Annotated in this window: 16 protein-coding genes; 4 read left to right on the top strand and 12 right to left on the bottom strand. The window is 60.9% G+C overall.

The annotated features are described in order from the left end of the window. Window positions 1–3: 3 nt before the first annotated feature. The 12 genes from ACFFT4_RS31980 to ACFFT4_RS31925 form a co-directional block, all read right to left on the bottom strand. Window positions 4–915 (bottom strand): ABC transporter permease, encoded by a 912-nt coding sequence (locus ACFFT4_RS31980; protein WP_378053341.1) that lies wholly within the window; start codon window positions 913–915, stop codon window positions 4–6. 58 nt (window positions 916–973) lie between these two features. After that, window positions 974–2,533: an extracellular solute-binding protein gene (locus ACFFT4_RS31975; RefSeq protein ID WP_378053339.1), complete on the bottom strand. Its 1,560-nt coding sequence runs from the start codon at window positions 2,531–2,533 to the stop codon at window positions 974–976. 87 nt (window positions 2,534–2,620) lie between these two features. Further along, window positions 2,621–4,441, bottom strand: a complete 1,821-nt coding sequence (locus ACFFT4_RS31970; RefSeq protein ID WP_378053337.1) for a cache domain-containing sensor histidine kinase — start codon at window positions 4,439–4,441, stop codon at window positions 2,621–2,623. Beyond that, entirely contained in the window at window positions 4,438–5,457 is a 1,020-nt protein-coding gene (locus ACFFT4_RS31965; protein ID WP_378053335.1) for a helix-turn-helix domain-containing protein, read from the bottom strand. Before ACFFT4_RS31965 ends, ACFFT4_RS31970 begins: the two co-directional genes overlap by 4 nt. A gap of 33 nt (window positions 5,458–5,490) precedes the next feature. Next, window positions 5,491–6,774, bottom strand: coding sequence for a hypothetical protein (locus ACFFT4_RS31960; protein WP_378053333.1), 1,284 nt, complete (start codon window positions 6,772–6,774; stop codon window positions 5,491–5,493). Then, the gene (locus ACFFT4_RS31955; protein WP_378053331.1) at window positions 6,752–7,870 is read right to left on the bottom strand and encodes a DUF58 domain-containing protein; all 1,119 of its coding nucleotides are present in this window, start codon (window positions 7,868–7,870) and stop codon (window positions 6,752–6,754) included. Before ACFFT4_RS31955 ends, ACFFT4_RS31960 begins: the two co-directional genes overlap by 23 nt. Before the next feature lie 2 nt (window positions 7,871–7,872). Then, entirely contained in the window at window positions 7,873–8,835 is a 963-nt protein-coding gene (locus tag ACFFT4_RS31950) for an AAA family ATPase (protein ID WP_378053329.1), read from the bottom strand. Window positions 8,836–8,924: 89 nt separating this feature from the next. Further along, window positions 8,925–9,779 (bottom strand): ABC transporter ATP-binding protein, encoded by an 855-nt coding sequence (locus ACFFT4_RS31945; RefSeq protein ID WP_378053327.1) that lies wholly within the window; start codon window positions 9,777–9,779, stop codon window positions 8,925–8,927. A gap of 139 nt (window positions 9,780–9,918) precedes the next feature. Beyond that, the gene (locus ACFFT4_RS31940) at window positions 9,919–10,818 is read right to left on the bottom strand and encodes a DUF2628 domain-containing protein (protein WP_378053325.1); all 900 of its coding nucleotides are present in this window, start codon (window positions 10,816–10,818) and stop codon (window positions 9,919–9,921) included. Window positions 10,819–10,963: 145 nt separating this feature from the next. Then, window positions 10,964–11,287: a TFIIB-type zinc ribbon-containing protein gene (locus tag ACFFT4_RS31935; protein ID WP_378053323.1), complete on the bottom strand. Its 324-nt coding sequence runs from the start codon at window positions 11,285–11,287 to the stop codon at window positions 10,964–10,966. 79 nt (window positions 11,288–11,366) lie between these two features. Beyond that, window positions 11,367–13,769, bottom strand: coding sequence for an S-layer homology domain-containing protein (locus tag ACFFT4_RS31930; protein WP_378053321.1), 2,403 nt, complete (start codon window positions 13,767–13,769; stop codon window positions 11,367–11,369). 165 nt (window positions 13,770–13,934) lie between these two features. Next, entirely contained in the window at window positions 13,935–14,714 is a 780-nt protein-coding gene (locus ACFFT4_RS31925) for a YheC/YheD family protein (protein WP_378053319.1), read from the bottom strand. 173 nt (window positions 14,715–14,887) lie between these two features. On the opposite strand from ACFFT4_RS31925, the gene ACFFT4_RS31920 reads away from it, so the two are divergent. From ACFFT4_RS31920 to ACFFT4_RS31905, 4 genes are all read left to right on the top strand, one after another. Continuing rightward, the gene (locus tag ACFFT4_RS31920) at window positions 14,888–16,120 is read left to right on the top strand and encodes a phenylacetate--CoA ligase family protein (RefSeq protein ID WP_378053317.1); all 1,233 of its coding nucleotides are present in this window, start codon (window positions 14,888–14,890) and stop codon (window positions 16,118–16,120) included. An 11-nt stretch (window positions 16,121–16,131) separates the two neighbouring features. Then, window positions 16,132–17,115: a 2,3-diaminopropionate biosynthesis protein SbnA gene (gene sbnA / locus ACFFT4_RS31915; protein ID WP_378053315.1), complete on the top strand. Its 984-nt coding sequence runs from the start codon at window positions 16,132–16,134 to the stop codon at window positions 17,113–17,115. Window positions 17,116–17,224: 109 nt separating this feature from the next. After that, window positions 17,225–18,253, top strand: a complete 1,029-nt coding sequence (locus ACFFT4_RS31910) for a 2,3-diaminopropionate biosynthesis protein SbnB (RefSeq protein WP_378053313.1) — start codon at window positions 17,225–17,227, stop codon at window positions 18,251–18,253. Window positions 18,254–18,316: 63 nt separating this feature from the next. Then, a complete protein-coding gene (locus ACFFT4_RS31905) occupies window positions 18,317–18,685 on the top strand; it encodes an antibiotic biosynthesis monooxygenase (RefSeq protein ID WP_378053311.1) in 369 nt (122 codons plus the stop codon). Window position 18,686 lies beyond the last annotated feature (1 nt).

Below are 18,686 nucleotides of genomic sequence, written 5' to 3'. Positions count from 1 at the left end.
GGTTCAATAGACTCCCTCCTCGCCTTTGCGCTTGGCCCAGCCGTTCGCCGCGACGATCAGGACAAGCCCGATGACCGACTTGAACAGCCCGACAGCCGTCGTGTAGCTGTATTCGCCCGTCAGAACGCCGTTTCGGTAGACGTACGTATCGAACACGTCCGACACGTCCAGATTAAGCGAGTTCTGCATCAGCAGCACTTGCTCGAAGCCGGTCTCCATCGTCTGTCCCAGCCGCAAAATAAACAAAATGATAATGACGTTGCGCAGGGCGGGCAGACTGACGTGAAGCATCGTTTTCCACCGGCTGGCTCCGTCCATGACCGCGGCCTCGTACAGCGTCGGGTCGATGGATGCCAGCGCCGCGAGGAAGATAATCGCGCTCCAGCCCGATTCCTTCCAGATGTTCATCAGCACGTACAGCGGGCGGAAATAACTCGAATCGGTCAGCAGCTCGATCCGTCCCCAGCCGTTGGCGGCCAGCAGCTGATTAATCGCGCCCTCCTGTGTGGAGAACAGCAGCACGGAAATGCCGACGACGACCACCCAGGATAGAAAATGGGGCATATACGTAATCGTCTGCACCGCCCGGCGGAACATGCGGATGCGCGCTTCGTTCAGCAGCAGAGCGAGAATAATCGGAGCCGGGAAGAAAATAAACAGGTTGAGCGCGCTCAGCACGAGCGTATTGCGGAACAGCACCCAAAAATCGGGATCGCCGAACAAGCGGACAAAATGGTCGAAGCCTACCCACGAGCTCTTCATAAAGCCGTCGAACGGCTCGAAGTCCTGAAACGCGATCAGAATGCCGCCCATCGGCAAGTAACGGAACAACAGGAAGAAGAGCGCCCCCGGCAAAATGAGAGCATACAGCGGGAGGCCGCGGCGCAGCCTTCTGCGAATATCGGACGTCGGCATTCGTTGCACCTCCAATGAGAAGAGGGAGAGAGCGGATACGGCTCTCTCTCCTCCGGCCTTATTTCAAATCTGCGTACAGGGCGTTCGTTTCTTCGATGATTTTGTCTCCGCCGCCGCTTCTCCACGCCTTCACCGCGTCGTCGATCGATTCCACGGGCGCGTTGCCGGTAATGACCTTGACGATGGCCGCGGTAAACTTCTGGTCGAGCTGAATGCCGCTCTTCGAGAACGTCTCGGAGATCAGTCCGGCCGCGGGATTCGTCCAGGCGTACGGCTCGGTATTTTCGAACCAGGCCAGCACTTTGTCCACGTAGGCTTTATCGTCCCAGAGGCGGATTTGAATGCTCGGATCGAACCGGCGGATAAACCAAGTGGACAAAATTTGCGGACGATCGTTGTCGAAGGCGTCCAGCTTTTCGTAGGTGTCGCCGTTTTTGGTGTAGTGCACGCCTTCGATGCCGTTTTTCGACCAAATATAGCCCTCGTCCGAGAACATGAAATCGATGACCTGCAGAATGCGTCTCTGCTTCTCTTCGTCCAGCTTGGCGTTCAGGACGATTTTCGTCGTGCTCGTGATCGTGTTTGCGAAGCGCAGGCCCGTCGGTCCGGCAGGCGGGTCGAGCTGAACGATGTCGGCTTCCGGGGCCAGCTTCTGCAGCGTCGGCACCGATTGCTTGTACACCTCGTTCGGGTTAACCTCGGCGATGCCGTTCGTATTGCCTTCAAGCTTGTTCCACGGATCGCGCTCCTTGTTCACCGGGAAATCCTTGTCCAGCACGCCGTCCGAGTAGGCTTGGCGCAAATAGGTCGCCAGCGCTTTCCACTCTTCGGCCTGCGTCTGCATAGCCACCAAGGTGCCATTATCGTCCTTCCAGCGGTTAGCCAGGCCGAAAGCGCCCTTCAAGTAATCGATGCCCAGAATATCGCCGCTGTTGGACACCGACATGCTGAAGCCGATCGTATCCGGCCGGCCGTTGCCGTCCGGGTCCTGCGTCGTGAACGCCTTGGCGACCTCGTAAAATTCGTCGACCGTTCCCGGCGCCTTCAAGTCGAGCTTGTCCAGCCAATCCTGACGAATCGACAGGTTGCTGCGGAAGGCGGGCGCGTACATCGGCAGACCGAATACTTTGCCCTTCGGGTTCATCATCGCCATCGCTTCGTCGGTCACGTTGCCGACAAGGTTCGGATAGTCGGCCAGCAGCGGCTGCAGGTCGAGGAACACGCCTTTCTGCATCCATTTGCTGTACGTGGCGGCATCCCAGATCTGGAACACGTCGGGGAAATTGTTCGATGCGGCGAGCACGTTCAGCTTCTCGTTGTAGCTGTCTCCCGGCACCCATTGGAACTTCAAGTCAATGTTGAATTTGTCGTTCAAATACTTCACCATCGGGTGATCGTCGGTCCAGCCGCCTCCGGCCGCCGTGCTGACCATCATCGTCAGCGTCAGCTTCTTCGAGATGTCGTCGGTCGCCTGCGAGGCTTCGCCGGACGACGACGGAGCGGATGACGAGGACGGGGAAGGCGACGAGGACGAGGCCCCTCCTCCCTTATCGCCGCAGCCTGCAAGAACCAGGGCAAACGCGGTGAATGCGCACAGCAGCGTACTGATCTTTTTCATTTCGACTCCTCCTTGGGACTATTCTTTGTTTGTTTCCCAAGTATAAATAAGGCGGTCAGCGACCGCCTTATCCGGATTCCCGATTTCTTACTCATTTTCACGATCTTGAGCCGCAGGGTGCCGGAACGGAATGCGCACCGTCACGACGGTGCCTTGGCCGACGAACGAATCGAGCCGCACGCCGTATTCCCGTCCGTAGCGGAGAACCAGCCGGGCGTGCACGTTCGGCAGTCCGAGCGAGCCTTCGCCGCTGGGCGCTTTGTCCGGCTCTTCCGTCGCCTGCTCCAGCATCGCCCGCAGCCCGTCCAACTGGTCCTGCGGTATGCCTTTGCCGTTGTCGGCAATCTCGACGAGCAGGTCCTCTCCCTCGCTGTAGGCGCTCACGATAACCGCGCCGTCGCCGCCGCGCGGCTCGATGCCGTACTTGACCGCGTTCTCGACGATCGGCTGGAGCGTCAGCTTCATGCAGGGAACGGCAAGGAACTTGTCCGGCACCGACAGCATGCTGGTGAAGCTGGAGGGAAAACGCAGGCGTACGATCTCCAAATATTTGGAGACGATGTCCAGCTCGTCCTTCAGCGTCACCTCTTCGTTCTCGAAGCGTGCCGTATACCGGTACACGTCCGCCAGACTTTTGGCGATCTTCTCGATTTTCGGCATATTTTCCAGGTAGGCCATGCTCTTGATAATGCCGAGCGTATTATAGAGCAGATGCGGGTTGATCTGGTTCTGGAGCGAGCGGATGACGGCCTCCTTCTGGCGAATCGACAGCTGCATCTCCTTGAGCTCGAGCTCGTAAACTTCCCCGACCAGCTTCTCCAGCCGGTCCATCATCTGGTTAAAGCCGCGATATAAATAATGGATTTCGTCGGGCCGGGCGTGGACCTCCGCGCGGACCTCCAGATCTCCGGTCGCGGCTTTGGCCATCACGTTCTTGAGGACGATGATCCGCTTTGTAAAACGGTTCGTAAGCACGGGCACGACGATCAGAATCAGCAGGGAGACGATGGCGAACGTCCAGACGATCGACATCCGCACCGCCCGCAGCCCGGATTCCATCTCCGCGGACGGAACGATCGAGAAGATGTTCCAGTTCATCCGGTTCGAGCGGTTGACGGAGACGTACCATTCCTCGCCTTCCCAGCTGACTTTGCTGGCCGTGTCGGACAGCGCGTATTGAAGCTTGTCCAGCGGAGTTTCCGACATCGACTTGCCGATCCAGTCCTTGTTCGGATGGTAGACGACGATGCCGTCCGACGAAGCGACGAAATGGTAGCCCGTGCGCCCCAGGCCGGTATCGCCGAACTTGTTGATCACCTTCTCCGGCATAATGTCCAGCACGAAGTGCCCGGCCGCCTCTACCGTCTCGACGTCGAAGATCGGCAGAATAACCGAGAATACCGGGAACGGCGCCTGATTCGGATATTTCGTATAGTGGGTCGGATACAGCTCGATGTCTTCGCCAAACGGCAGCGCAAACCAGGGCTCGTTCGAATAGAAGTTCGATTGCGAATAATAATAGCTGAAAATCGAGATCAGCTTGTCGTGACTGGACATCAGGAACATGCCGGCGATTTCGGGGCGGTTGGTGGCTACGTATTTGCGCAGCTCCTTCTCGATCGCTTCCGTCTCCTCCGGCCTGGCCGCCTCGCGGTCCCTCAGGAAGTGCTGGAGCTGCTCGCCCGCGGCGAGCGGGGCGGCGGATTCGGCCAGCTGCTCCACGTACGAGTCGATGTCGTAATTAAAGCGCGCCGCCGCGTCGCTGGACAGCTGCAGCACGTCGCGCCCGATCACGCGGCCGACCTGACGGTCGGCGATCGCCAGCGCCACGATCAGCGCCAGCATAATGACGAGCAGAAAGCCGATGGTCATTCGCGTCCGATAGGAGGTCAAAAACTTGATGTTCATTTCAAACCCATGCCTTTGCGGTAGTCGTTCGGAGTTTTGCCGGTCAGCGTTTTAAACATCCGGTTAAAATGGGGAAGCGAGACGAAGCCGACCATCTCGGCCGCCTCGTAAATTTTGATGTCCTCTTCCAGCAGTAAAATTTTCGCTTTATCGATGCGCGTATCGTTCAAATAGGCGATAAACGACGCGCCGGTGTGCTGCTTGAACAGCTGGCCGAAGTAGGACGGGCTCAGATTGGCGCGCTGCGCCATCTGCCCGAGCGTCAGCGGCTGCATGTAGTGCCGGTCGATATATTCGCACGCCCTGACCATCGCTTGCCTCGTATCCTGCCCCGACTGGGACACGCTGGTGAACGACCAGCTTTCCAGCAGCTTCCGGAACGCTTCCGCGGCCTCGGCCCGCTCGCCCCAGCCACTCGATTCGACTGGCCGGAACGAAGGGTCCATCCCTTGGATCAGTTCAATCCACTTGCGCTCGAACAGCGCTAAAATGGAGTGCCGGCTTTGCGGATGGGCGGTCGGCGTATTCCAGATGTGGCGCAGCAGGTCGTCCAGCTCGCTCTGCCTGCTGCGGGAATCCCATCCCGGCAGAGCTTCCAGAAACGTATTGATCCGCTTCAGACAATCGTTCAGCTCGCTCAGCATCGCCATCCGGTTGATGGAGCGCTTGAGCGCCTCCTGAAGCTCCTCCTGCATTACCGGCTTCATCAGATACTCCGAGACGCCGTACCGCACCGCCTGCTGCGCATAGGTAAACTCATCGTACCCGCTTATAATGATCGGCACGATCGGCATGCCGGCCTCGTCGATTTCCTTGATCAACTGCAGTCCGTCTTTGCGCGGCATCCGAATGTCGGTCAGCAGAATCGACGGCCAGAGCTCGTTCAGCATATGCCAAGCGTCCTCTCCGTCCACCGCTTCGCCGGCGAGGGCGAACTCGCCGCCGATGCGCGCGACCATCTCCGCCAACTCGCTGCGCAGCCAATTCTCGTCTTCCGCAATGACGATCGTGTACATGTCCTTCATCTCCCGGCAGCTAAGGTGTTCTCTCTATCGATGATAACCGGAATTTCCCCGCGGCGCACCTGCGCGCAGCTCCTCCACTTCCTCGGACGCAATGTCGTGCGGGCTGTACCGGGCCCTCCCGTACAAGCCAGCAAGCGCGCTCCGTACGCGGCGGAACCAGGTCCAATATTCGGCTTGCCGCTCCTTGTCCGAGCCGGCCGCGCGCTCCGCATGCCAGCGTTCGAGTCCCGCGAGCGCCTCGGCGGGCGTATCGGCGGGACTGAATCCGTAGCCTTGGCGAATGCCCGCCGCCACGGCGTCCTCGTACAGCAGCCGCACCTTCTCGGGATTGCTGAGCCGTTCCCACTCCCGCCGGGAATTCGAGCCCCGCAGCATCGACGCGAGCCTTCCCGGACCGGATTTCTTTTCCTTGCGCAGACTGCGCCGTTCCTCGACGTAAGGCAGCGCCTCCGTTCTCCGCTCGCGCAGGAACCACTCTCGCAGCGTCTTGAGCAGGCCGCTCCACGTCCACGACCGGTCCTTCCACAGCAGCCGGGCGAACCAGACGACTCCGATGGCCGCGAGCCCCGCGATAATCCAGAACAAATAGTCCCAAATCGGCGACGGCTCTCCCTGGTCCTCGCCCAGTTCCCCCAGCAGGTTCGGCCGTTCCATCGGCTGAGCCGGCGGGATAAACTGCTCCGGATCGATCCAGCGGCTGCCCGAATCGGCGATTTTCTTGGGCGTCAGCAGCTGCTCGCCGTAGCCGACCGTCAAGGCGATCGCCAAGATCCCGATGCCGACGAAGACAAGCGCGTACTTGCGGCTGGACTGCGCGACCGGACGGGTCACGATGCCGTCGCCGAGTCCGGCCCGATTGACCAGATTGCCGTTTAACGCGATGAACCAGCCGCACATCCACAGGATGGCCAGCACGATAATCGCCGGGCGATAAACCGCCCACGCCTCATTCAGCGCAATCGCGAACAAGGCGAAGCCGCTTACGCCGAACGCCAAGCCGAATTGCCGATGCCCGAACCGGACGTACCGCCCCCTCCAGAGAACGACGCAGAGCCAAATCAGCATCGGAAGGTGATCCGCGAAGCGGGCGATCCCGATCCCGACCAGCAGCGCGGCCAGCACGATCAGCGCCAGTCTTCGCCGCACGGCGGACAGTCCGTTCAGGCCAAGCCCGGCCGCGGCGCACAGCAGCACGGCCGCCGCCAATCCGATCTTGCCCGCCGCTCCCATGTTCGCGGAGAAGATCAGCGTCAACGGCAGCCAGACCAACCATTCGGCCAGCGCTCTAAGCCCCAGTCTTCCGGCCATGGGCGGTCTCCTCCTTCCACGTGCGGAGCAGCTGGACCGTATTGCCCTGGCTTCTGAGCGCGGCGACGAGCCCCGTCTGCTTTCGGTCCGCGAACGCCGTAATCAGCAAATAATTCATACCGCTCTTTCGCTCCGCAATCAATTGCTCCAGCAGATAAGTCAAGCCGAGCGCCGTGACGGGGCGGAACTCCGCCATCGCCTCGAGCAGAGCCTCCATCTGCGCGGCCCCCGCCCTTGCCGGCGCGCGGTACACTTCCGTTACTCCTTCTCCTCTGAGCCCGTTAAAAATAAACCCGGCTTTGCCCCCGCCCGAAATGATGTAATGCGCGGCGGACGCGGCGTAGCTCAGCGCTTCCTCGAATTGCTCGGCCGTGATGCGGCGGTTATGCTCTTGATCCAGCAGCTCGGCGTTCAAAATGATCGTCAAGTCGTTGTCCTTCATCGTCTCCCGCTTATGCACCAGAAGCTGGCCCGTCTTCGCGGTCGCGCTCCAGTTGACCATCCGGAAGGAATCCCCCTCCCGGTAAGGACGGATTCCCGCGACGTGCGGGTGATTCTCCATAATCGGACTCGCCATGCTTCTGACGCTCTGCAAATACTTCCGCGCGTCCAGAGGAAAATCGCGAATGTCCTTGACCGCGGGATAGACGACCAGCTCGCCGCCGGATTGGTGGCTTGCCGACTTGCCCGGAATGCCGATCCAATCGCCGACCGTAATCGTGTAGCTGTCCATCCGGTATTTTCCCCGCTGCGGGCATATAATTTCGTGCTTGCGCACGATTTCCGTATAGGACGGTACGCTGAACAGGCTGGCGTGGTTCTGCAGCCGGTCCCCGCGATGAATCGCCATGTCCGCCTCCCGCTGCCTGAATACGAGCTGCGCCGGAAGCATCGATTCCACGCGCAGCCAGGGCAGGGGCATCCGTTTGCGATTGGCAATCGTCTCGTTCATCCAGACCGACTGCCCGGCGTGAACCCGGAGCGCGCTGAACGATCGGGAATACGTCAGAGCCTTGAAGCCAAGCAGGTTAAAGACCAGCCGCTGAACCGAATAAAATACCGTCATCAAAAGAACGACCCAGACGATCGCCGCCATCGTTATCTCGACTCCAGAGCGGCTTCCGTCGGGACGGGGATGCCCGCGAGCAGACTGTCCAGCAGCGGGTGAGCCCGATTCGCCTCGCCTCCGAACGAATCCTTCAGAATGAGCCGGTGAGCGAACACCGGCTTTACGAGCGCCTTCACGTCGTCGGGGAGCGCGTAATCCCTGCCCTGCAGCAGAGCGCGGGCTTGCACCGCCTTCAGCAGTTGGAGGCTGCCCCGCGGACTTACGCCGAACGCGATGTCCTCATGGCTTCGGGTCGCGGCAACGATGGCCAGCAAGTAGCCGTATACGGCGTCGGAGACGTGAACCTTGGGCACCTCGGCCTGCAATTCCCGAATCTCGTCGCGGCTCAGCACGGCCTGCAGTCCGTCCAGCGGATTGTCGGCCGTAAACCGCTTCAGAATCGCCAGCTCTTCGGCATCCGTCGGATAGCCCATCGAGACGCAGAGCATAAACCGGTCCAATTGCGCTTCCGGCAGCGGGAACGTGCCGTGGTTGTCGATCGGGTTCTGCGTGGCGACGACGATAAAAGGGGAATCCAGCGAATAGGTCTCGCCATCTATCGTAACCTGCCGCTCCTCCATACATTCCAACAAGCTGGATTGGGTGCGCGGAGTGGCGCGGTTCAGCTCGTCCGCCAGCAGGATGTTGGCGAAGACGGGACCCCGGCGAAGCTCGAACCGGGCCGCCTGCTGATTAAATACGTTAATGCCCGTGACGTCCGAGGGGAGCAGGTCGGCGGTAAATTGAATGCGCTTCATTTCGCAGGCGAGCGAACGCGCGAGCGACTTGGCGAGCAGCGTTTTTCCCGTTCCGGGAACATCCTCCAGAATGACGTGTCCCTTCGCGAACAGCGCGATCAGCAGCTGCTCCAGCACCGCTTCTTTCCCTACGACGACGGAACCTACATTTTCGATTAGAGACGACAGCTTGTTCTCGACCGCTTGTTTATTCACGACGCAAAAACACCCTCCTCCGTTTCCTATATTCTAGCAATCGCGGAGAAGGGTGTGAACTGTGAGAATTCACAACTATTCGGTTGTCGTCAGGCCATCGCCTGAACCCGGCTGTCCTCGTATTCCGCCTGCTCGGCGCCTTCCTCTTGGTCGGCCGGTTCGTCCGCCAGCCCATAGGGCAGGCACATCGGCGCTCCCGTGCGCGGATCGGGAATGACGTCGGCGTCGATATTAAACACGTCGCGCAGCATCTGCGGAGTCATGACGTCCTCCGGGCGGCCTTCGTACATCACCGTGCCATCCTTCAGCGCCACGAGGTGCTGGGCGTATCTCGCGGCATGGTTAAGGTCGTGAACGACCATGATGATCGTGCGCTTCTGATCCTTGTTCAGCTTCTCCAGCAGGATCATGACTTCCATCTGGTGAGCCATGTCCAGGAATGTCGTCGGCTCGTCGAGCAGCAGCACTTCCGTGCCTTGCGCAAGAGCCATCGCGATCCACGCGCGCTGCCGCTGGCCGCCGGACAGATGGTCCACCGGACGGTTCGTAAACGTCGTCATCCCGGTCGCCTGCAGCGCCCAGTCGATCATGCGATTGTCTTCCGAGGACAAGATGCCGAAGCCCTTCTGGTGAGGATAACGTCCGAACGATACCAACTCGCGCACCGTCAACCCTTCCGGAGAGGTCGGATTTTGCGGCAGGATGGCCAGATTCTTGGCCACTTCCTTCGTCGGCTGGCGATGAATCAGCTTGCCGTCCAAATATACACCGCCGTTAGACGGGGTAAGAATGCGCGCCATCGATTTGAGTATGGTCGATTTGCCCGATCCGTTCGCTCCTACGAGCGCCGTGATCAGGCCGTCCGGGACGTGCAGGTTCAATTCTTCGACAATGCTCCGGCTGCCGTAGGCCAGAGACAGGTGACTCGTGCTTAATCGGGACATGCTCTCATCCACCCTTTTGTATGTTGAAAACGATTCTCATTAAATATCCATGTCTTGAATGATAATCGTTCTCACTTTTAATGTCAATGGAAGATGAGCAATTCGCGGCTGAAAAATGCTTAATCTCGGGAAAGCGAAGTTAGTTCTTTACCGTAAATTCCCCTTTGGAAATCACCCTGTCGCCCTTAAAAACCTTAAGGATATATTCCCCTGCTTCAGGAGCGCCGAAGTTATGGCTTACCCCCGGCCAATCCGAAGGAACGTCCAGCGGCCAGCGTTCCACGACCCCGTTGACGGAGCCTCCCCTGGATTCGAGCACGACTTCGACGTCTCCGCCGCTTCCCGGGAATTCGAACATATAATGAATCGAATCCCTTTCATTGAATACGCTCGTACGCTCCCCGATGATTCCGTCGGATACGGAACGCCCGAACTCGACCTCCGTCTTCCCCAGGATCGGAAACAAGATGAAAAAGTAAATAACGACGTATGCGACGACCAATCCGATCGATAGAAATACGCCGCCCCGGCTCGTCCCGCCCTTGTCGGCCAACGCTTTGAGTTTGGCGGGGCGATCCGGGAAATCGCGATTGATTTTCCCGATCTGCTTGTTCGCATACTTGTAATACAGCGCGTTGCCGCCCAATCCGAATCCCATCGACAGGGCCATGCCGACGCTGCTGTCGTTCAGTTCCAAATCGGCGGTTAGATCGACGACATCAATCGCCAGCCATAGGCCTACGATAAAGAATATAACTCCGTATTGCTTCCGGTACCCGAGCCAGAAGAAGGCAAGAAAAAACGCGGCCCAATTCCAACTGATCGCCTTTTCCGGAACGACGCTTTTGCCCCACTTGCGCAGATAATAATCCGCATTCCGACCTACGAAGACCTTCGTTTCTTCATCGGGATCGCTTGGCGGACCCGAATCTTCCGCGACAGCCGGCCGTTCCTCGCCCCGATCGGAGAATTCGGCCCCGCAAGCGCCGCAAAACCGGGCGTTATCGGGCATTTCCTTCCCGCACTGCGTACAAAACACCGTCAACACAACCTTTGCTTTTTCGATAGATATTTCCCTTTTTCGACAGCGCGGGAGGAAATTCCTTCCTTGGAAAATGGAGACGTAAATAAAGCCAACCCGGATTTGCTCCCGGTTGGCTTGAAATAACGGGGACTCGCGGCGCTTAATCGAACAGGTCGCCGAAAAGATCCATGACGCTTTTTTTCTTTTTCTTGTACGGATAGCGGCCGTTCTGGGGGTAAGGCTGCTGCGGAGGAGGATAGTGCGGCTGGGAGGGAGGGTTCCCTCTCTGCTGTTCGTATCCTCCCGGAGCCTGGCCGTAATACCAGTCGTTGTAGTCCTCGCGAACCTCTCTGACGTCCTGCATCAGCTTTTCCAGCTCTCCGCGGTCCAGCCACACCCCTTTGCATGCCGGGCAGACGTCAACGAGAATTCCGTTTTTCTCCACTTCCCTCATGCGGGTATTATCGCAAACCGGACAATTCATCCCTCTTCCTCCTTGTTTGGCGTGTCCTCCTCCTTATTACGTCGAATTCTCCCTACGGTTTCTTCCGGCACGGTTTGCTCTATTCCCGAGCCATGGCTGCCAGCGTCTTCAGCAGAACCGCCGCCGCTTCCCCTCTCGTGGCAGCATCCTTCGGGAAGAAGCCGTTGCCGCCCTTCCCCCGCATAATGCCCAGCCGCTTCATCTCGGCCGCCGCCCCGACGGCCCATTCCGGAATGTCGCGATCGTCCGCGAAGCCGGCGGAGCGGGCGTCGGCCGCAACGGTTAGCGCCCGCGCCAGCATCACAGCCATCTCCGATCGCGTTATGAGAGCGTCCGGGCGGAAGCTGCCGTCCGGATTGCCCCGGATCAGTCCCGCGCTTACGGCCTGCGCGACGGCTGCCCGGGCCCAAAGCCCGATGCGGTCCGCATCTTGGAAGGGGATAGCCGCCGCTTCGTTGCGAAGCTGCAGCGCCTTCGCCAACATCACCGCGAACTCGGCGCGCGTCACGGCGCGGTCGGGCCGATACGTCCCGTCCGGATAACCCGTAACGATCCCTTTCCGGGCGGCGTCCAGAATCGCGGCTTCGGCCCAATGACCGGCAATGTCAACGAAGGCGGAACCTGGTCCCGGAACGTCCGGTGTGCCCGGAATATCCGGAATATCCGGCGTGCCCGGAGGATCGACCGGATCTTCGACGGTTGTCGGCGGGTCTTCGGAACCGGAGGTTCCTCCTCCCGAACCGCTTCCGCTTCCGCCGCCCGGACGAGCGTTCACGCGCACGAGGGCCGTTCCCGCCACGGAGGAATCGGCGTGCAAGGCAGCCGTTATCGTCACGTCTCCGGCAGCGGCCGGCGTCGTATAGACCGTGCTGAAACGGCCGTTCGCATCCGTTGTCGCGCTCGCGGTCCCGAAACTGCCCGACGCAGCCGCGAACTCGACCTCCACGCCGGAGACCGGAAGCTCGGCGCTGTCGTAGACGACTCCCGTAACGGACACGCTGCTCCGGGTCCAGGCGGAGACGGGCGTCGTTTCGACCGCGATATGGTCAGGCACAAGGAAGCGCAGCCCGCTCGCGGCCGGGGCGGCAACGATGTCCTGACTCGTAGCCATCGTAAAATCTCCCGGAGCGTAGCTGCCCGCCGGGGGATTGATAACGCCCTTTACCGCGACGGACACCCGGGTATTCGCAGGCACGTTTTGCGACAGCGCAATCGTCGCCTCTTCGGCGGTATTTTGCAGGACCGACGCCGAGACAGCGCCGTTAATCGCGTAATTCAAGCTCGAAGCCGGAAGAATCGTGCCCGTCGGCGCGTGCAGGGTAATCGTATCCGAGCCTCCCGCCAGCTCTCCGTAAACGCCCGTCTCGAACTCGACGATCCAATCCGCCGCCGCTTCTGCCGCATTGGACCCGCCGACAACGCCGACGTTTGCCACGCTTGATATTCGCTGTGTCCACGTCTTTTCGAACAAGTAGTATTCGCTGTAACCGCTGAAGAGAACGGATTGTCCTCTTCGGCTGTCGAAGACCATATTGGACAGGCTGAGCTGCGGAAGATTCGCTTCCGTCTGCTCCGTCCAATTCGTTCCGTCCCAGAACCATACGTCGTCTTTGGGGACGTATCCCGCTTCTCCTCCGACGAGGATGACCTTTTCGAGGTTCGAATCGTAAGCCATGCTGGCGAAGACGCGCGGAGGTGGCGAGACCGCAGGCGTCTGCAGGTTCCATTTCAGTCCGTCCCAGATCCACGTTGTGCTCGAAACATAAGGAGCATTATTCGTATATCCCCCGAAAAGAACGACTTGGTCGTTTTTCTGATCGTATGCGATGCTCGTCCGATTAATCGTCGTCGGAGAATCGTTCGGATCGGCCGGGGTCGCCTCCCGCCAGCTCGTTCCGTTCCATATCCAGGTGTCGTTCAGGTCGCCGCCCTCGCCCCACCCGCCGTACAGCAGAATCTCGCCGCCCCCGATGTACGCCATGCTGAACTCGGTCCGGCCCGGGGGATAGTTCGCGGTCGTATCCGCGGGGGTCGCGTTATGCCATTTCGTTCCGTCCCATACCCAGGTCTCGTTGGAGATGTCGGGGCCGATGTTTCCTCCGAAGAGCAGCATGCCTTTGCCCGGACCGGCGTAGGCCATCTCCGCGTATATGCGCGACACGGGAGAATCGCCCGGATCGGCCGGAGTGACGTCCGTCCAATTCCGTCCGTCCCACATCCACGTATCGTCCAAATCGTCGTGGTTAACGTCCACCCCGCCGAACAGCAAAGTGTTCCCGCTATCTTCGTCGTAGGCCATGGCCGAAGCGAATCGCGCCTCCGGTCCGGGGGACGAATGATCGACCTCCTTCCACGGCGGCTGGCTGTACCCGCCCTCCGCCATAGCCGCATGCGCGGCAGGATAAGGAAAAGAAGCGCCCAACAAACCCGCAATCAACATCGCGATCCACCATTTCTTCGCGCTTTCGGACAGCTTGTCCATTCCGTTCACCCCATGATATAAATGTAAGTCTCTCTATTCACTTTAATAAATGCCAATAAAAGAATAATGAATGCTAATGAAAGAATAATAAAAAGGACCGCGCCGAAATCCCGGAAACCGCGCGGGAACGGGCGCGCGCGATTTTCGGGACCTGCCGGCCGCCCGTTACCCCCGTCTTGCCTTCATGCAGCGCAGGACGTACGAGCGCCCGTACCCCCGGGCGTATCGGACGATGCGCCGCAGCATGGCTTGATCGGCCAGCTTCGTGAACGGACAAGGGTCCGGCCGCGTATTCACCTCGATAATCCACGCCCGCTTGCGCCGGTCGACCGCGATGTCCAGACCGAGCTCCCTCATTCGGGGATAGGCTCGGCCGAAGCGCCTGGCAGTCGCATACGCCAAGCGGTCGAATTGCGTCAGCAGCCCGGCCGCCCGCTTCTTCCCCGCCGTGCGCCGCAGCAGTCCGCGCGCCTCGTGAATGCTCCCTCCCTGGCTGCCGTTCGTGACCGCCTTGCGGGGAGAAGCGACGCGGGCGGCTACCCCGGTCACCTTCCAGCCGGCTTTGCGTCCTTTCTGGATCATGACGCGGTAGTCGATCGGCCGGCCTCCCAGCCGCAGCATATGGATGCCCCTTTGCACCAAATAAGGCTTCCTCCCGATCCGCGTCCGAACCCATCCGTACAAAGCCGAGTAGCTGCGGAAAACCTGGCGCTTCACGCCGTCGCGAACGGTCCATCTGCCGGACGCGCGGTCGATTCGCATGACGCCGACGCCGCAGGAGCCGGAGACCGGCTTGATGTATACCATCCCGTGCCTGCCCAGCATCCGGCGAAGCGAGGCGGCCGTCAGCCGCCGCGTGGCCGGAATATGCCGGGCCAATACGGAGGAACCCTTCAGCAGCTTCGTCTTGATCCACTTGCTCGTCACCTTCGTCTTCCTGTTCAATTTCCTCGTCAGCTCCCTTCCTTTTCCCGTCAGGGTATCCCTCTTGCGATTACAATATGGGCCGCGCTCCCCGGAAGGCAGGGCGGGGGCCTATTCGAGAAACGAAGAACGCGTTCCGCTCCCGAACATATATTGAATGAACGGCCTGCGAAGGCGGAAGCGGAGGGATCGCCATGAGCACGTCGCCCTTTCACGACAAAATCGACCGGACCGTGCGCCGGTTTCCGTGGTACGGGCAGCTTCTCGCGGATGCGGATATCGACCGGTTTGCGGTCCGCACGATCGGGCAGCTTCCGCTGATGACGGCGGAGCTGCTGGAACGGCATTATTACAGCCGCGAGCTGCCCTATACGGAGGAGGAAGCGGTCGGCCGCGCAACGTCTTACCGGACGTCGGGAACAAGCGCGAACCGGCGGAAAACGATTTTCTATTCCTCGGAGGACGAGGAACGCTACGTTCGCATCAAGGCCGACCTGTTCCGGCAAATAATCGGGCCGACGGGAGCCGCAACCGCGCTCTCGGACATGGGCACGGGCCACGCGGCAAGCACCGCGCCGGACGTCTTCGCGAGAATCGGCGTCGCCGCCGACTCGATCCCGTTCGAACAGCCGATCGCCCGGCATCTGGAGCGTCTCGGGACGCTGCGGCCCCACGTTCTGTACACGATGCCGTCGATTCTCGACCGTCTGCTGGCGGCGGCCGACGACGACTCGGCCTCCTACGGAATCCGCGGCGTCATTCTGGTCGGCGAGATCGCGGCTCCCGCATGGCGCCGCAGCGCAGCGGAGAGGCTCGGTCTGGACGAGGCGCGCGTCACGGATACGTACGGCTCGATCGAGATCGGTACGATCGCCTTCTATTCGCACGAGCATGGACGTTACCTGTTCGCCGAGGGCATCAAAGCCGAGGGCGTGCCGGCAGAGGCGCTGGGCGAAGACTGGGAGCCGCTGCGGGAGGGGGAATCCGTGCTCGTGCTGACCTCGTTCGCGCGGGAGCTGTTTCCGGCTTTGCGCTTCGTCACCTACGACGTCGTCCGGGATTTGCGCCCGATTCTCGTGAACGGCCAGTGGCGGCAGAGCTTCGAGGCGATCGTGCGGCGCATCGGCCCGGAGCTTAAGCACGGAGAGAAAATCAGCGTGTACGATATCGAGAACGTCGTTTATCGCCGCTTGAAGGATGCCAACGTGGGCATTCATGTGCGCGGGAACAAGCTGACCGTGCATATCGGCAGCCGCGCCCCGGCAGAGGCTTCCGTCTACGAGAGCATCGAGCGGGAGCTGGCCGAGCGGATTCCCGAAATCGGCGCCATGATTCGGGGCGGCATTTTGGAGGCGATCCGGGTCGTGCCGGAGGAAGCTCCCGACGGCGGACCGGCGATCAAGCGCAAAAAAATCTTTTACGACTGAGGGGAACGGCGATGGAGGAGGAACACGGCCCGGGCCTGTTGAGCCCCGCGGACGCGCTTGACGGCATAGGCAACGCAATCGGACGAACGCCGCTCGTGCCGCTTCGCCGGCTGTTCCGCGATGCGGCGTTTCGCGTGTACGGCAAGCTGGAGATGATGAACCCGGGCGGCAGCGCCAAGGACCGCCCGGCGCTGCGCATCGTGCGGGAGGCGATCCGTTCGGGGGACATTCGCGCGGGGACGACCGTCATCGAATCGAGCTCGGGCAATATGGCCATCAGCCTGGCCCAGATCTGCCGGGGGCTGGGGCTGCGTTTTATCAGCGTCGTGGACCCCCGCACGACCGGGAGTCATCTGCGGCTCATTCGGCTGTTGGGCGGGGAGGTTGAGCTGGTCGCGGAGCCGGACCCGGCGACAGGGGATTTCCTGCCCGCCCGGATCGAGCGGGTGAAGCGGCTGCAGCGGCAAATCGGCGACTGCTACTGGACGAACCAGTACGGCAATCCGCACAACTATCTGGCGCACTACGAGACGACCCTGCCGGAAATTCTGCAGGAGCTTCCCCGCATCGATTATTTGTTCTGCGGCGTCAGCTCCTGCGGCACGATCCGGGGCTGCGCCGAGCGGTTGAAGGAGGTCGGGCAGCCGACGACGATCGTTGCGGTGGACGCGGCGGGCAGCGTGATTTTCGGCGGGGCGAGAGGCGGACGGAAATTTCCGGGGCTGGGCGCGGCCATGGTCCCTCCGATCGCGCGGGCGGAGCTGATCGACCGGATCGTGTACGTGACGGAACGGGAGTGCGTCGAGACATGCCGGGAACTGCTGCGCTCGGAGGCGATTCTCGCCGGCGCGTCCTCCGGCGGCGTGCTGGCCGCGATCCGCTCGCTGCAAGGCGAGATTCCGCCCGGAGCCGTCTGCGCGGCCATTCTTCCGGATCGCGGCGATCGCTACTTGGACACGGTTTACGATGACGAATGGACGGCGAACAACTTGTAGCCTGCGGGCGCGCTGGCCCGGAATGTCGGCCTTGCGGCCGCGCGCTTGGAGAGCCGCGGTTCGCGCGCCTTGGGTCGCGGGCCGAATACGGACGGGAGATGAGATTGACATGCTCTATCTGAACGACGAACATATCCGGGCGATCGGCGCGGATTGGCCTTCGCTGGCGACGCTTGTCGAACGGACGGCCGCGCTGCTCGGCACCTCGGAAGCGGTCCAGCCGCTCAAGCCGTATTTGCGCTTTCGGGAGCCGGGCAACCGGATCATCGCCATGCCCGCTTTTGTCGGAGGAGAGACGGAGATGAGCGGCATCAAGTGGATCGCCAGCTTCCCCGGCAACGTCGAACGCGGACTTCCGCGGGCGCACGGCTCGATCGTGCTGAACGATCCGGCGACGGGCGCGCCCGAGGCGTTCCTGTGCGGCAGTCGGCTTAACGAACTTCGCACGGCGGCCGTGAGCGCGGCGATGCTTCGGTCCTATTTGCAATTGGGGCGGCGGGAACGCTGCAGGGTCGGAATTATCGGCTGGGGGCCGATCGGAAAAGCGCACTACGACATGATCGCGGCCATGTTCGGAGATCAAGTGGAATGCTTCAGGCTGTTCGACGTTCGCGGGATCGATCCGGCAACCTTCGGCGGCGATCCGCGGCGGCCGGAGACGATGGCAAGCGAGTCGCGGCAAGGCGAGGCTTCGGCAGGCGGCTTATCGCGAAGGGAGACGGTCGTATGCGGTTCGTGGCAGGAGGTTTACCGGGAGAGCGACATCGTCGCGACGTGCACCGTCTCGCCTTCGCGATATATCGACGAGCGGCCCGCACCCGGGTCGCTGCTGCTGAACGTCTCGCTGCGGGACTATGAGCCGTCGAGCGCAACCGGAACCCGGGTTGTCGTCGACGACTGGCGGGAGGTGTGCCGGGAAAATACCGACGTCGAACGGATGCATCTTGAGGAAGGCCTGAAGGAACGGGATGCGCTTACGCTTCGGGAAGCGATCGCCGGCGACGGTCTTCGCTCGTTGGAGCCGGAGGTGCCGATTTTCTTTAATCCGATGGGCATGGCCGCTTTCGACATCGCCGTGGCGGCCCGCTATTGGCGGGAGGCCGTGCGGCGGGATATCGGAATCCGGCTCGAGGCATAGAGCGGGGAAAGCCGGGATTTGGTACACTGGAGCTGTACCTATATCTCGAAAGGGGTGGCGATGATGATCGTTGCCGTCAATACGATTCGCGTCAAATCCGGCCATGTCGGCGAAGCTGCCGAGCGTTTCCAAAATCCGAAAGGCGTCCAGCACGCTCCCGGTTTTATCCGTATGGAGCTGCTGACCGAGTCGCTGGAGGAGCATGACGAATTGAAGGTGTGCACGACGTGGGAAAACAAGGAGGCTTTCCAGGGGTGGGTGAACAGCGACGCCTTCAAGCAGGCTCACGCCCACTCGCGCCCGAAGCCCGAAGGCGGACCGGCCGAAGGACAAGCCGCTCACGGCGGGCAGCCGAAGCCCGGCGCAGGCATCATGCTCGGCGCCAAGCTAAGCGTCCACGAGGTCGTGTTTACTTATCCGGATAAGCCATAGT

The organism is Cohnella cellulosilytica (assembly GCF_042431195.1).
Lineage (GTDB): Bacteria > Bacillota > Bacilli > Paenibacillales > Paenibacillaceae > Cohnella > Cohnella cellulosilytica.
This window is presented reverse-complemented; position numbering and strand designations above follow the sequence as displayed.